We start from the raw sequence: 13,326 nt of genomic DNA, 5'->3' as shown, positions 1-13,326 counted from the left end.
GCTGCTATTCGCTTTTATCCTTTATTTGGAAAAATGATATTGTCCGGCAGGCAGCTTAAATAATCTTGTTTTTTGATATTCGCTAAACGCTTCTGCCTCTTTGGGATGAGTGTCTTTCCATACCTTATAAGCATTCTCATTGACTGATTCGCCGAAAATCCACTGATTATAAGCTTCAAATAGGCCTTCTCTGATAAAATACTGCTGTTGTTCAAACAAACGGAAAGGAAAAGCAGTTGCACTGGTTTTAAACCATTCCAATACAAACTGTGAGCGTAATGAAGTGCTATTATCTGCTTGAAATCCTGCTTTCGCCGTAGTGATTTGTTTCTCTAGAATTTGCAATACTGCTTTTTCAAATGAAGATACCCCGGCTTTTAACTGTTGACTGATTACCGTAGGCAAAAACATTTTTTGCCAAGCATTCAGCACCGCTTTTTTAACTTCTGTTGTTCTTTCTGTAAAACTTTCCAGATTTATAAAAATTTCACCATACAATGCCATTCTGATCCAGTTACCGGTTTTGGTATAATAGATGCAGGCATTATAATAGTTTCCACTGAAATTGGGATCAACCTGAATACCCTTCTCCCATTGCTCAATAGCTTCTGCAGGTGAATTGTCCATTGCCAGTAACTCACCATACTCATTGTAAATAATGGTGCTGTTGGGAAATTTTTTCAAAGCGGCTTTGTAGAGTTTGATCCCGTCTTTATAAGCAGCGATTGCTTTATAAGAGAGTCCGAGTATTTGAAAAACTTGCTCATCTGCATCCTGTCTTTCAGATAAGGGTCTTCCTACCTGAATTGCTTTTGCAAAGTCTCGCTTCAAATAACATGCATAGGAAAGGTCTTTTAATATACTTAAATCTCCCGGCGCCTGTTTTGCAGCAGACTCTAAAATGGCGATTGCATTCTCGAAGTCGCCTTGCATCAACATTGTTTTCGCTGTTTCTTGAAGTTTCTTACCAGGTTCTTGCGCCTGAACAGAAAAGCTAACCAAGGAAAAGAAAATCAAGAATAATAGGATACGCATTCGCATTTTTTTATTGATCAATAAGAGCTATTTATTCTCCGATTAAGTGTGTCAATAGTCCATCTCTAAGTTTGGGTTCAAACCATGTACTCTTAGGAGGCATTACATTGCCACTATCTGAAATATCGAATAGTTGATCGATCGTTACAGGATATAAACTAAAAGCCGCAGCAAAATCGCCACTGTTGACTTTCTTTTCCAATTCGCCCAAACCTCTGATACCACCAACAAATTCAACGCGTATATCTGTGCGCGGATCTTTAATGCTTAGTATATTATCCAGTATACGATTCTGTAGTATGGTAACATCTAAAACACCAATAGGATCATTGGTATAAGTGCCGGGCTTTGCGATCAACTGATACCAATTACCTTCAATAAACAAGCCAAAATGATGCAATTCGGATGGTTTAAACGCCTTTTCTCCTACTAACTTCACTGTAAAATCTTTTTCCAATGCAACAAGAAAAGATGCCGGTGTTAATCCATTCAGGTCTTTCACGATCCTGTTATAGTCTAAAATTGCCAGTTGATTGGAAGGAAATAATGTCGTTAGGAAATAATCTGCTGCAGGTCCCGATTGTTCTCCCAAAGCTTGACGTACTTTGGCTGCTGATGCCGCGCGATGATGTCCATCAGCAATATAAGTACAAGGAATTTCATTCGTGAACAAAGCCGTGATCTGATCACAAACATCAGAATCATTTACAATCCAGATGGTATGCTGTATTTCATCATCTGCTATAAAATCATATACAGGCGATTTGCTTTCTTTCCACTTTTCAATCAGTTCATCCACTTTTGTATTATTACGATAGGCAAGAAATACATTACCGGTTTGTGCGCCCGAAGTTTTAATATGATTGATGCGGTCTAATTCTTTTTCCGGACGAGTAAACTCATGTTTTTTAATGATATCATGCTCATAATCATCAATGCTACTTACACAAACCAAGCCTGTTTGCTTTCTACCATGCATGATTAGTTGATAGATATAATAACATTCCTTTGACTCTTGAAACAATACCTCTCGTTTGATAAAAGCATCCAGATTTGATTTCGCCTGCTCATATACTTCTTGCGCATGAATATCTATTCCATCCGGCAGATCGATCTCGCTCTTGGTAATATGAAGAAATGAACTTGGATTGCCTTGTGCTTCAATTTTAGCTTCTGCACTATTCAATACATCGTAGGGTCTACTGGCCACTTGCTTAGCCAGCTGTGGTTGTGGGCGCAAAGCCCTGAAGGGTTTTATACTTGCCATTGCGCAAATATCAGTAATTAATTATAAAAGAAACGTTATGAAAGCGTAGTTAACTAGGCTATCTTACGAGCATAGGCCTCTACCCACTTTGAAATAGTCTTTTGTTGGGATAGTTTAGAGAAAATAATAATTCCGATCGCTGCGCATGTTATTCCTGCCAATACATCCAATACATAATGATGGCTTGTATACACAGCAGAAAACCAAATACCCAACATAATGGTTGCAAAGAACAGATTGATCCATGTAAAGCGAAATCGCCATCCAAAATACAAAACAATCAAAGGATAAGCCGAATGCAAAGAAGGCATGGCTGCAAATACATTGGAGCTCTTTTCATAGAGCGATTTAAAAACAGAGACGCCAAAATAGGCATCAAAACGATGTAAGCCGGCTGTATTACCCGGTGTTCCGGCTATAAAATCAAAACCATATTGTTGTACATACCAAGGCGGCGCTGCAGGGTAAACGTAATAAATGATAAAACCTAGGATATTAACAAACAAAAATGTGAGTGAAAATTCCAGAAACCATTTCCTGTTTTTAAAAAATAGAAAGGCTGCAAATCCAAGTGGAACAGGCACCCAGCTGAGATAAAAAAATCCGGTGAGTACATCTAAAAAACGATTCGAGTGAATAGCCCAGTATTCGTTGGGAGTAATTATTTTTCCTGCTTCTTGTATACCCAACCATTGCTTCTCGGTTTCATACAGGCTTTGAATATTCACTTCCTGATAGTTATAATTAGGAAATGCTTTCATAAAATCAAAAATGATCCAGAAAATGATGAATATGGAAAACCCTAAAATAAATTTTCGAGTAATGAAAGAAAGATAGTAGCAAACATTAAATAATAATACCAAGCTCAGCTGATCTTGCTGATATCCGATCAACCAATAACTTAATAATAAATACGCCAATGAAACAAGCGAAGTAATCAATAGATCTTTCGCTGTAAAAAGTTTTTTTGTTTGCGTGAAACGACCTGTCATATCAGGGTTTGAAACGTTGCATGAGTTCTTTTCCGGTATATTCATCTACCCCTTTCATTTCCATATATACCACATTGGGCGACCAAAAAGTTCCTCCATCTACTTTAATGAATATCCTGCTCAATACTGCCTGTTGGTTATTGATGGTAGCATACACTTTGTATTGGTTGTCTCTTTGCGAGCGCATCAAGTAGAGAGGCTTCTTTTTATACGAAACAAAATGAAGTTTATAGGAATCTTTCTCCAGCATCTGAGATTTGATACCATAAGCAAATACTCGTTGTATATAAGATAACTCTTTTTTTACCCCACCTTCTGTATAACGTATCCAATAAACATGTACCGGGTCTGATACATTCAACAATCCATTTTTATCATAATTCAGCTCACATACAATGGTATTGGTATTCGCCGTTCTTTGCAGATAAAACAGTTGTTTACTATTGGTTTTAGGAACCGGGAATGTATCCTGAGGTTCAATTGCAGATTTTGTTACTTGTAGCGCACTTACTTCTTTCTGTGCCATTGCCGGTACTGCTGTCAAACTAATCAGTAATCCGATAATTACTGATGGTAAAATTGCTGATTTCGATTGTTTCATTTGTTCATCTTTCAAATCCAAGGCCTTTTTTGATCCTCTTAAACGATTGATCGCCGTTACATTGGTTAATACTGCCATTAAAGTAAGTGGTAAAGTAAAAATGGACATGGTCTCTAATACATGAAAACGGATTCCACTTACATACCATTTCCAATCACCACCAATAGATTCTCCCACGATACCACAAGCAATAGCAGATACGCCAATGGTAACTACTCTTTCCGGTCTTTGCATAAGTCCATCTTTACACTCTATGCCCAAACCTTCTGCTCTCGCCCTCGTGTAACTTACCATCATAGAGCCGATCATGGCAATGAACGCAAATAAAGAACTCAGAAAATAATGATGTGCAATAAGGTAATAACAAATACCCAAGAACATGATCAACTCGCTGTATCTATCCAATACCGAGTCAAATAAGGCACCGAATGAAGAACTCATATTCCCCAAACGGGCTACCTGACCATCTAACATATCAAATAAGCCAGCAAACAGAATTAAAGCACCTGCCCATCCAACATAAGAGAGATCACCACGATTCCCTCTTTCCCCTCCTTCTACAAAAATGATGGCGACTCCAATATTCAGAACAAACCCTATCATGGTAACCATATTAGGGGTTAGTCCGATTTTGATCAATCCTTTCACAAAAGGATCGATGACCACATAAATGGCTTTCTGTAATCTTATTCTCAAGGGTATTTTTTCCATGTACCGTTAACTGCTATACAAAATAATAGAATTAAAAATCAAATTTAAAACGCGCTCTCACACCCCAAGTACTGATGTTCGGATTTTCTTTATAGTTAAACCTTCTCACCAGATCCACTCTAAAAATTTTAAAAATATTTCCTACACCCACACTTCCTTCAATATATGGTTTCCTATTCAAGGAAAAAGTAGTTGTCTGACCGTTCAATTCAGGGAACTTGATCAAATCAGGATTTTTATCCGGATTGTTCTCATCTCTAATACCGCCATAAATTACTTTCATCGTCAACAATTCTCTCAACTTTAGTTTACGTAACAATGGAATACGGTTAAAGATGAGACCGTTGAAGTGATGATCAATAGACAATGCAGCAAACTGATCGCTCACAAACTCCTGAAAGTTCATTAGGTTATAAGAGTTCAACTGATAAGCATAGGTTTGGTTGGCACGATGAATGGTTAATAAAGGATAAGGCGCAGAGCCAAATGTATAGCCACCCTCAAGTACCATATCACTATAGCCTAATTGCGACATGAATACACGTTTCTCTACACGCAGATTGATGTTCTGATAATTGTATTCGCTATTGAATAATCCTTTCACACCGGCAGTATAACGCAAAGTGAAAATGGGGTATTTATTGATGATAGGAATCCTGTACACCTTACCCTGATAAAACTGTTCTTTAGGAGCCCAACGAACTTGTGCAGATATTTCACTGGTATTGATCGAAGCAACGTTTTGAAGAACCCCATTATTGAACTTATTGTACACAATAGATCCTGCCGGAGTATGACGCCAGTTTCTGAAACCTAATGTATAAGACAATCTGTTTTGAAATTCATGTACATATTCCAGTTTGAAAATATCGTTATAGATCCACTTATCATTCAAGCCACGTTTAAATGACAGAAAGAAGTTGTCTTCCTGCACAAATTGTAATTCCTGACCCGGAATTTTTGTATCGTGCTGATAACTGGCTCTGATAAATTTCAATGGGAAAGTATAAATCGATTTATTATTCAAAGAATAGGTAGTGCTCAAGAAATACTTCCATCTTTCATCTTTGAATCCATATGCACCATAGGTTTCAAAGTAAATGCGTTTACTGAGTTTAGGTGTTGTTCTTCCCCCAAGTCTTAATTTAAAACCTTCTACCGGATTAAATCCATAAAATGCTGCTGCAGGACCCATTTCAAAAGGGCCAAAAGAAGTATATCCGGCCAATAAGAAAGTTGCGAATGCCAGTGTTCTTCTGAAAGAAGGCATTTTTTCCAAACTATCGATATTGGAATACACTTTTGATTCTGTTGCCGTAAGTGTATCATGTCTGTTTTGTTGCCAGAAAGTATCAGGGAGTTTATCAACTTTTTCCAGTTTTACAGTTGCAGGACCATCATAGACACTATCCGGCTTGGCTTCATTGATCTTATAATTTTTAAAAGAAACGGTTCGCTCACCAAAGAAACCTCCGCTGGATCCCTTGGTAACAGCGGCTTCCGCCATTACATTACTTTTACTTAAGTGGTAACGACCATCGGGATTTTTTTCAAAGTCGAGATCAACACGTAATTCACGTACAAAATTCAGGTTCACATTCCTACTCAGGAACATATCCAGTTTTTGCACCGCATAGTTTCCATCCAGTGTGATATACATATTACCACGGAATAACAGATCATTGGTATTCCTCGGAGTGAAATACATTTTGATCAGTTTATTACCTGTTTCATCCGTGATGGTATCACGGATATAGTACATGTAAAAAGTGGGAGCCAGATCTGCAATCGGACTTAAAAACTGATAAGTGAACAATGGAATATTATTATCATAAATATCAATATCCATGATCAATCGATTCAGATAAGAGCTAACACCATCATTATCGATATACTCACCATAGTTCACTCTTTTCTCTCCACGAACAATGGTCTTGGTCTTCTCCGGATTTTTACGATAATATTTTTGCGCTAGTTTTTCTTCAAGATAAACAGGCAATAATGTTTTTCCCTGAAGCTTAGTAGAGTCTACGTTCTCAAATAGAAACTGGTACTTACGTAGCATTCTATTATTGGCCAGTTTTTCCGGAACACTGCTTAATGATACTTCCAATTTTTCATACTGATCGTATTCCACATAATCATATTTCTCCGGACGATTGAGCGGCTTGTTGTCAATCACTCTTCTGATAAGATCTACAGCAGGATTATTTTTATTTCTGTACTTGGCTCTTTTATTGGTAGATACCGTTACATTGTACACTGCTTTTGGATCGGTCTCTAGTTCAAGGTCAATGGTTTGTTCTTTTCCCACAACAATTTCACGCTGAATGGTTTTATATCCTACATAAGAAACAAGGATCACTGAAATATTTCCTGATGAACGTAAAGTATACTGACCTAAGCTATCTGTAACAGTGCCACGTCCTCCCTTGAATACTACACTTACATATTGTAATGGGTCTTTGCTGAATGCGTCAACGATCTTGCCTTTCACTACCGTTTGTGCCATGCTTTGAACAAAGCCTGCCAGGATGAATAAAGCCAGAAGCCCCCATTTTACAACGCCACTTTTAATTTTCATTTTTGTTATTATTTGAACACGAATTTTTTTTGTAACATATAATTATAGGTGAACCCTACAATTAGTGATACCATGATTTTTGATGCGAGGGGAGTGATTCGTGCGTATTCTGTAACCACAAACACACCTCCTGATACCAATAATAGATTACCGATCCATACCAATACATATTTCAATGCTTGCCTCGGGATTTTGCCCTGCGTAGCATCAAATACCCATACACGACCCAGTAAAAAATTGGTAACGCCTCCTGAGATGGTTCCTGTAATACTGGCTGCCAGGTACCAACAGTTCAACCATTCTGTCAATAAGATAAAGACAGAAAAATCAACTATGGTAGCCGCTAATGATGCAGCTTGTGCTTTTACAAAAGTAACCATCGGTCAAAAAACATTTAACCACATAATTGTGTGTAACAGTACGTTGGTATATAATCCGGCTATCATATCATCCATCATCACACCCCATCCACTAGGGAGTGATTCTGTTTTTCTGATCAGCAGAGGTTTGGTAATATCCAGTAATCGAAATAAAATAAAACCCGTTGCCACATAACTCAAGGTAACCGGTACAAACAGCAGTGAGATCATCATTCCTGCTGCTTCATCAATTACCACTCTGCTGCTATCTTTCCCCCAGTCTTTTTCAACACCTGTCGCAGCCCATACTCCCAATGCAGTAACGACAACAGTTACTACACATGCAATCGTTTGGAAAGAACCAACTGTCTGAGCGAAATACCACGGAATACAACAGAGTAAAGCAGCGATTGTTCCGCCTCCTTTGATATACCCGATACCCAGACAGCTGGCTATTAATTTTTTAACTTTCATTACAATGCTTCCACCAGATCCTGATAATAATCCAGACCCAGGTGAGTGATCAAATCTTCACCCATCATATGACGCAGTGTATTCTGCAACTTGATGAGTTGTTTGAAAATATCATGCTCCGGTCTTAATCCGGGTGCAGTTTGTGGCGACTTAAAGTAAAAAGACAACCACTCCTGAATACCACTCATATTGGCACGCTTAGCCAAGTCCATAAAGATGGCCAGATCCAATACAATCGGTGCTGCTAAAATAGAGTCACGACATAAGAAGTTGATCTTGATTTGCATAGAATAACCCAACCAACCAAAGATGTCGATATTATCCCAGCTCTCTTTATTATCACCGTGTGGCGGATAATAGTTGATACGAACTTTATGATACAGATCACCATATAATTTCGGATTGATGTCCGGCTGAAGAATATCTTCCAGTACACTCAGCTTAGAAACTTCTTTTGTTTTAAAGTTATCCGGATCATCTAAAACCAAACCATCTCTGTTACCCAAAATATTGGTAGAGAACCACCCACGAACACCCAATGCACGTGCGTGCAAACCAGGCGCCAGTATGGTTTTCATCAAAGTTTGCCCGGTCTTGAAATCCTTACCACCAATTGGTGTACCTGTTTCTTTGGATAATTCAATCAATGCAGGAATATCGCAGGTCAGATTAGGTGCACCATTTGCATAAGGAACGCCAATTTTGATCGCTGCATATGCATAGATCATACTTGGTGAGATAGCAGGATCATTGTTTTTTAATCCGGCTTCAAATGATTCAATCGTTTCATGAACGGCTGATTGCTCAATATATTTTTCAGTAGAACCACACCAAACAATCACCACGCGGTCGCAACCATTTGCTGTTTTAAAGTTTTCGATATCGTTGATCACTTCATTAGCAAGATCCCACTTGGTAGCTGCTTGTTTGATATGTGTGCCATCCAGATTCTTCACATAAGATTTATCAAAAACAGCCTTCATGGGTTTGATGGCTTCGAGTTCCGGTTTGATCGCATTGAGCAAGGAAGCTTCCAATACTTTTGCATTCATGGCTGCTTCATATACATTATCACTGTAAACATCCCATCCACCGAATACCACATCCTGTAATGGCGCCAAAGGCACAAAATCTTTGATGAGAGGGTAACGATTTTCTGTTCTTTTTCCCAAACGGATATTGCCCATTTGCGTAAGTGCACCAATAGGTTCAGCAAGGCCTTTGTTCACAGCCACAACACCTGCAATAACAGTGGTAGCCACAGCTCCCAATCCGGGAAGAAGGATACCCAGTTTGCCATTTGCAGGTTGGATTTGTTCTTTCATGTTTAGTAGATTTTCTCTGTTGTTGTAAATGATCGTTCCGCCTCAGGCGGGACGTATAAAACGCTTTTTTATTTTATTTTTTAATTCCTTTTACCATAATACTCACAATCGAATCGATTCTTGTTTCCAGTTTTGGATATTTATTACCCGCAAACAAGTCAAATTCCAGTCCGCGTAAAGAACTCACCACTACAGACGGTAAAATATCCAGGTCCTTTTTGATCGCATTACTGAACTCTCCGGTTTTAATACCAAAACTTAGAATATTCTTTACCAACTTTATTTCCTGCTGGTCATACTCTCTATGTACGTGTTTCATGCATCGATTGTTTTCTTGCATTTCGCCGCGTACCACTCTATATAAATTGGATTTTTTCTGAAGGGCTTTGATCTTGGTAATGGTGAAGACCCTCAGCTTGTCTTCTGCAGACTGGGCTTTTTCTGCAGCATCTTTAGCCTCATTAAAGACCTCCGTCATTTCTTTACTGATGACGGCATCGAATATCTCTTCCTTACTGCAATAATAATAATATAAGGTGCTTTTACCTTTGCCCATGGATCGGGCAATGTCTTCCATGGTGGTTTTCTTCAGACCAAATTGTTGGAATAACTTTTGCGCCTCTTTCAGGATGTCGTCTTTAACGATCTCTTCTTTCTGCGTAACTATCATTTTCGACCAAAATCGTTTTTCGGTCCAAAAGTAGGTAAAATTTATTTCCGGTCACAACCGTTTATAAAAATCATCCATGTTTAGATGCGAAGTCTTTCATGAGTTCACAAATGACTTCTACACTCGATAATGGTAATGCATTGTACATGCTCACACGTATTCCTCCAACAGTTCTGTAGCCTTTTACGCCAATCATATTTACCTGCTTACAGGCTTCTAAAAAAGCTGTTTCTAATGATGGGTCATTGAGGAAAAACACAGCATTCATAAGGCTTCTATCCTCTTTCGCTACATCTGCACGAAACAAAGGAATACTATCAATGGTTTGATATAAAAGTGCTGATTTTGCTTTATTTCTTCTCTCCATCTCCTCTAACCCACCTTCCTGAAGAATCCAGCGTAAAGTGAGCATACTCACATACACAGCAAATACCGGTGGTGTATTCATCAATGAACCGGCAGCGATATGTTTTTGGTAATCCATGATGGTAGGAATTTTTCTGTTTACTTTTCCTAACAGATCTTTTCTCACTACTACCATATTAACACCTGCTGCACCCATGTTTTTTTGTGCACCGGCATAAATCAATCCAAATCGTTTATAATCAGCAGGTCTGCAAAAAATATCACTGCTCATATCGGCCACCAACGGCACTTGTGTTTCCGGGAATTCATGCCACTGTGTTCCTTCTACTGTATTATTAGAGGTAATATGTAGGTAAGCCGCTGATCTAGGTACGGCAAAGTCTTTACTGATATATGTATTTTGTTTGTCGGTGCTGTCTGCTACCACTTCTACTTTACCAAACAAAGCCGCTTCCGTAGCTGCTTTTTTACCCCAGATACCATTCACATGATAAGCAGCTGTTGCATTTTCATCCAGCAAATTCATGGGTACTTGCATGAATTGCGTAGTAGCGCCTCCATGTAAGAACAACACGTCATGATCATCACCCAGATTCATCAATTGTTTTACACTGTTAATGGCTTCCTGTAATACCTCTTGAAAATGAGTAGTACGATGTCCGATCTCAAGAATAGATAAACCTGTTCCATTAAAATCATGGATCGCCTGTGCGGCTTGCTCCATCACGCTTTCGGGCAAAATAGATGGCCCCGAATTAAAATTATGAACCTTCATGTCGATTGCTTGAATGCGCAAGGTAGGGAAAGTCTTGAGCTTGTAGCATATAGTTCATGGCTTATAGCTAATGGGTCATAGCTAATAGTTTATAGTCAATATATTGTATCCCTGATCAACCATAAGCCATAAACTATACGCTATAACCTATAGGCCATCTGCTACTCAACATCCGTAACCCCACCCGACACCGTATACTTCATGGCATCGGCGGCGCTGATAGATGGTAGGGGTTTGATTTTTTCTTTGGGTACAAAATAGGTGATGCCGGAAATGGCATAAGAGTGTGGTACATAAACAGTTACATGATCTTTCAAGCCAAAATCTTCTGATGACTGTTGTGTGATGAATCCAATACGCCATATATCTGCTCCATCTACATTCACCAATACGGGTTTATCGAATTTCTTTTTATTGCCCGCAAAAGCTTCCAGAAAATCTTTTACTGATGAATAAATGAATTTGATACCGGGTGTTTTTTCCAGAACAGTGTCTAAAAGTGTTACCAATCTTCCTACCACAAAAAGAGAAGAGATCCATCCTACCAATAAAACCAATGCAACCACTACAATAAAACCCAAGCCGGGCAAGCTTCTCAGATTACCGGCTGCATCTTTTTCCAACAGATCAGGGAAGAGTGAATTGATGAGATTGGGAAGAAATCCATCGATCCAGCGAAACAACCCAACTACCACCCAAAGTGTAATACCGATGGGTGCCAATACGATCATGCCTTGAAAAAAGTATTGCAATAACTTTTTAAGGTATAAGCGAAGGCTATTTTTTACATCAACATTACTCATCTCTCTGGATTTCAATGTAAAGTAATTAAGAAATCAATAAATCTGCTATTTGTATACAATATACCATTGCTTCAACCGTCTAAAAAACTAACTGTCATAAGCATTTCATTCATCGTTTTTATTAACCGCTTAACATAAAAATCATCCGAAAAACACTTGGAAACTTTGGTAACGTTAAAAGTTTCCATAGTTTTGCGCCCGAATTTAGATTATGGAAACTCAGGAAAGAATATTAATCAAAGCTCATGAATTGTTCATGCGATATGGACTCCTTAGTGTGAGCATGGATGAAATTGCCAATCACCTGGGCATGAGCAAGAAGACCATTTACCAGTATTATGCGGATAAAGATGCACTGGTAGAAGGCACCATTGACATTGAGATAGAACGAAGCAAAAACGACTGTACCGGTCACAGAAATCAGAGTGAAAACGCCATTCATGAAATTTTTATGGCGGTAGATATGGTTCAGGAAATGTTGAAACACATGAATCCATCACTCATGTTCGACTTGGAAAAATACCACCCGAAAGCCTATAAAAAATTTCTAGACCACAAGAATAAATTCTTCCATGAAGTCATCAAAAGCAATTTGGAATGGGGCATCACAGAAGGGTTATATCGTGAAGATATCAACGTAGAGCTGCTGACGAGGTTTCGTTTGGTGACCATGTTTTTCATGTTTGATAAGGAAAATTTTCCTGCCCCCAAATTCACACCCGGCCAGGTCATAGCAGAAATCACTGACAATTTCCTCTTTGGCATGGCAACAGCAAAAGGACAAAAACTGATTTTAAAATACAAGCAACAAAGACAAAAAAAATAAAACTAAACCTATGCACGAAAGAAGGATCCCGAGACTGGTTTTACTGATGGGGCTGGCATTGATAAGTTTTCTTACCAACGCTCAAAATCCTGCAAAGCATGAATTTAGCATTCAGCAATGCGTTGATTATGCCAATAGAAACAATGTTCAGGTAAAAAATGCATTGTTGAATATTCAGGTGCAAAACCAAACCAACCGCGATATTACTGCGGCTGCATTACCCACAGTTACCGGTAACGTGAGTGGTAATGATTATTTACAATTACCCGTTTCCTTATTACCCGGAGAATTTTTCGGAGGAGCTGCAGGTACTTTTATTCCGGTTCGTTTCGGAGTAAAATACAATGCATCTGCTACTGTTCAAGTACAGCAATTACTGTTCGACGGACAAGTATTCATTGGCTTACAGGCTAGAAGAACTTCCATCGAATTCCAAACCAAGAATAAGGAAGTAACAGAAGAGATGTCAATTACATAAAAAAGGTTGACCTTTTTTGTTATCTAATAACCATTGGGCATATTGGAGCCCGCGGTTCTG

The 13,326-nt window shown here is 38.6% G+C and carries 13 protein-coding genes; 2 read left to right on the top strand and 11 right to left on the bottom strand.

Annotation, left to right across the window (positions count from 1 at the left end; all coding sequences use genetic code 11):
* Positions 1-21 precede the first annotated feature (21 nt).
* The 11 genes from ACTIEV_RS12055 to ACTIEV_RS12005 all read right to left on the bottom strand — a co-directional run bounded on the left by ACTIEV_RS12055 (position 22) and on the right by ACTIEV_RS12005 (position 11,962).
* The gene (locus tag ACTIEV_RS12055) at positions 22-1,035 is read right to left on the bottom strand and encodes a tetratricopeptide repeat protein (RefSeq protein ID WP_322196648.1); all 1,014 of its coding nucleotides are present in this window, start codon (positions 1,033-1,035) and stop codon (positions 22-24) included.
* Positions 1,036-1,066: 31 nt separating this feature from the next.
* The gene (locus ACTIEV_RS12050) at positions 1,067-2,302 is read right to left on the bottom strand and encodes a DUF1015 domain-containing protein (protein ID WP_322196649.1); all 1,236 of its coding nucleotides are present in this window, start codon (positions 2,300-2,302) and stop codon (positions 1,067-1,069) included.
* A 53-nt stretch (positions 2,303-2,355) separates the two neighbouring features.
* Positions 2,356-3,294 carry a phosphatase PAP2 family protein gene (locus ACTIEV_RS12045; RefSeq protein WP_439516538.1) on the bottom strand — a complete coding sequence of 313 codons (939 nt, stop codon included), beginning with the start codon at positions 3,292-3,294 and terminating at the stop codon, positions 2,356-2,358.
* A gap of 1 nt (position 3,295) precedes the next feature.
* Positions 3,296-4,606 (bottom strand): DUF4833 domain-containing protein, encoded by a 1,311-nt coding sequence (locus tag ACTIEV_RS12040; RefSeq protein WP_439516537.1) that lies wholly within the window; start codon positions 4,604-4,606, stop codon positions 3,296-3,298.
* A 31-nt stretch (positions 4,607-4,637) separates the two neighbouring features.
* A complete protein-coding gene (locus ACTIEV_RS12035) occupies positions 4,638-7,190 on the bottom strand; it encodes a DUF5686 and carboxypeptidase-like regulatory domain-containing protein (protein WP_322196652.1) in 2,553 nt (850 codons plus the stop codon).
* Positions 7,191-7,198: 8 nt separating this feature from the next.
* Positions 7,199-7,570, bottom strand: a complete 372-nt coding sequence (locus ACTIEV_RS12030; RefSeq protein WP_322196653.1) for a GtrA family protein — start codon at positions 7,568-7,570, stop codon at positions 7,199-7,201.
* A 3-nt stretch (positions 7,571-7,573) separates the two neighbouring features.
* A complete protein-coding gene (locus ACTIEV_RS12025) occupies positions 7,574-8,023 on the bottom strand; it encodes a phosphatidylglycerophosphatase A family protein (RefSeq protein WP_250687180.1) in 450 nt (149 codons plus the stop codon).
* Positions 8,023-9,348 carry an inositol-3-phosphate synthase gene (locus tag ACTIEV_RS12020; RefSeq protein ID WP_250687179.1) on the bottom strand — a complete coding sequence of 442 codons (1,326 nt, stop codon included), beginning with the start codon at positions 9,346-9,348 and terminating at the stop codon, positions 8,023-8,025. Before ACTIEV_RS12020 ends, ACTIEV_RS12025 begins: the two co-directional genes overlap by 1 nt.
* 73 nt (positions 9,349-9,421) lie before the next feature.
* Complete coding sequence (locus tag ACTIEV_RS12015; protein WP_250687178.1) at positions 9,422-10,018, bottom strand: TetR/AcrR family transcriptional regulator; 597 nt, start codon at positions 10,016-10,018, stop codon at positions 9,422-9,424.
* Between the two features lie 70 nt (positions 10,019-10,088).
* Positions 10,089-11,159 (bottom strand): 3-phosphoserine/phosphohydroxythreonine transaminase, encoded by a 1,071-nt coding sequence (gene serC, locus ACTIEV_RS12010; RefSeq protein WP_439516536.1) that lies wholly within the window; start codon positions 11,157-11,159, stop codon positions 10,089-10,091.
* Positions 11,160-11,320: 161 nt separating this feature from the next.
* Positions 11,321-11,962, bottom strand: a complete 642-nt coding sequence (locus ACTIEV_RS12005; protein WP_439516535.1) for a DUF502 domain-containing protein — start codon at positions 11,960-11,962, stop codon at positions 11,321-11,323.
* Between the two features lie 211 nt (positions 11,963-12,173).
* Between ACTIEV_RS12005 and ACTIEV_RS12000 the strand changes: the two genes are divergently transcribed.
* Positions 12,174-12,788 carry a TetR/AcrR family transcriptional regulator gene (locus tag ACTIEV_RS12000; protein ID WP_439516534.1) on the top strand — a complete coding sequence of 205 codons (615 nt, stop codon included), beginning with the start codon at positions 12,174-12,176 and terminating at the stop codon, positions 12,786-12,788.
* A gap of 10 nt (positions 12,789-12,798) precedes the next feature.
* The gene (locus tag ACTIEV_RS11995; RefSeq protein ID WP_439516533.1) at positions 12,799-13,266 is read left to right on the top strand and encodes a TolC family protein; all 468 of its coding nucleotides are present in this window, start codon (positions 12,799-12,801) and stop codon (positions 13,264-13,266) included.
* Positions 13,267-13,326: the final 60 nt, after the last annotated feature.

It is taken from the genome of Sediminibacterium sp. (genome assembly GCF_051861365.1).
Lineage (GTDB): Bacteria > Bacteroidota > Bacteroidia > Chitinophagales > Chitinophagaceae > Sediminibacterium.
This window is presented reverse-complemented; position numbering and strand designations above follow the sequence as displayed.

Bases quoted from the DNA above. Each gene is read 5' to 3' on its own strand.
- ACTIEV_RS12050 (WP_322196649.1), bottom strand. From the start codon at position 2,302: ATGGCAAGTATAAAACCCTTCAGGGCTTTGCGCCCACAACCACAGCTG.
- ACTIEV_RS12035 (WP_322196652.1), bottom strand. From the start codon at position 7,190: ATGAAAATTAAAAGTGGCGTTGTAAAATGGGGGCTTCTGGCTTTATTC.
- ACTIEV_RS11995 (WP_439516533.1), top strand. From the start codon at position 12,799: ATGCACGAAAGAAGGATCCCGAGACTGGTTTTACTGATGGGGCTGGCA.
- ACTIEV_RS12005 (WP_439516535.1), bottom strand. From the start codon at position 11,962: ATGAGTAATGTTGATGTAAAAAATAGCCTTCGCTTATACCTTAAAAAG.
- ACTIEV_RS12030 (WP_322196653.1), bottom strand. From the start codon at position 7,570: ATGGTTACTTTTGTAAAAGCACAAGCTGCATCATTAGCGGCTACCATA.
- ACTIEV_RS12020 (WP_250687179.1), bottom strand. From the start codon at position 9,348: ATGAAAGAACAAATCCAACCTGCAAATGGCAAACTGGGTATCCTTCTT.
- ACTIEV_RS12055 (WP_322196648.1), bottom strand. From the start codon at position 1,035: ATGCGTATCCTATTATTCTTGATTTTCTTTTCCTTGGTTAGCTTTTCT.
- ACTIEV_RS12015 (WP_250687178.1), bottom strand. From the start codon at position 10,018: ATGATAGTTACGCAGAAAGAAGAGATCGTTAAAGACGACATCCTGAAA.
- ACTIEV_RS12040 (WP_439516537.1), bottom strand. From the start codon at position 4,606: ATGGAAAAAATACCCTTGAGAATAAGATTACAGAAAGCCATTTATGTG.
- serC (WP_439516536.1), bottom strand. From the start codon at position 11,159: ATGAAGGTTCATAATTTTAATTCGGGGCCATCTATTTTGCCCGAAAGC.
- ACTIEV_RS12025 (WP_250687180.1), bottom strand. From the start codon at position 8,023: ATGAAAGTTAAAAAATTAATAGCCAGCTGTCTGGGTATCGGGTATATC.
- ACTIEV_RS12000 (WP_439516534.1), top strand. From the start codon at position 12,174: ATGGAAACTCAGGAAAGAATATTAATCAAAGCTCATGAATTGTTCATG.
- ACTIEV_RS12045 (WP_439516538.1), bottom strand. From the start codon at position 3,294: ATGACAGGTCGTTTCACGCAAACAAAAAAACTTTTTACAGCGAAAGAT.